The sequence below is a fragment of the Paraglaciecola sp. 20A4 genome (assembly GCF_011378905.1).
GTDB lineage: Bacteria > Pseudomonadota > Gammaproteobacteria > Enterobacterales > Alteromonadaceae > Paraglaciecola.
In genome coordinates this window covers 24,249-25,033 of the sequence record NZ_WTPY01000035.1, presented here as the reverse complement: position 1 = coordinate 25,033, position 785 = coordinate 24,249, and positions in this window count along the sequence as shown.

Sequence of the window (785 nt, the reverse complement as noted above, 5' to 3'; positions counted from 1 at the left end):
AACACACATAAACTAAAACACACGCTAAATATGACCGTGGTGTACCTGATTAAGTTCACACATAAATGAAAAAAAATAAATGGGTTAGTCATGGGTATCAATGCGTCGATAAATTGATCTATATGATAGGCATACCTTAGCCCTTGATGCCGGAACCCACATTGCAATTACCAGTAAATTTTGAGCAAAAAAAAGCCCAACTAAAGAGTCGGGCTAAAAGTCTTTTTGGAAACACACATAAACTAAAACACACGCTACATATGACCGGACCATATGCTATTAAGTTCACATATAAATTTAAAAAGTGAATAAGTTAATTATCAATACGATATGACTTAAAGAAGTTGAATCGTATGACCTAGATAATATCGATAGTTTTGCCGGATCTTAGGTTTATTCTTTAACCAATTTCGAGCAAAAAAAAAGCCCAACTAAAGAGTCGGGCTAAAAGTCTTTTTGGAAACACACATAAACTAAAACACACGCTAAATATGACCATTGCATATCCTATTAAGTTCACATATAAATAAAAAAAAGTGAATGAGTTCATTATCGCTAATAAATGAGTAGTCAGATAGTTCTATCGGGTCGGAAAAAAACTTGGTTGGTGGGGACAGTACTTTGCGGTTTGCAGTAAATTCCGGGCAAAAAAAAGCCCAACTAAAAAGTCGGGCTAAAAGTCTTTTTGGAAACACACATAAACTAAAACACACGCTAAATATGACCGTGGCATATCCGATTAAGTTCACATATAAATAAAAAAAAGTGAATGAGTTCATTATCGG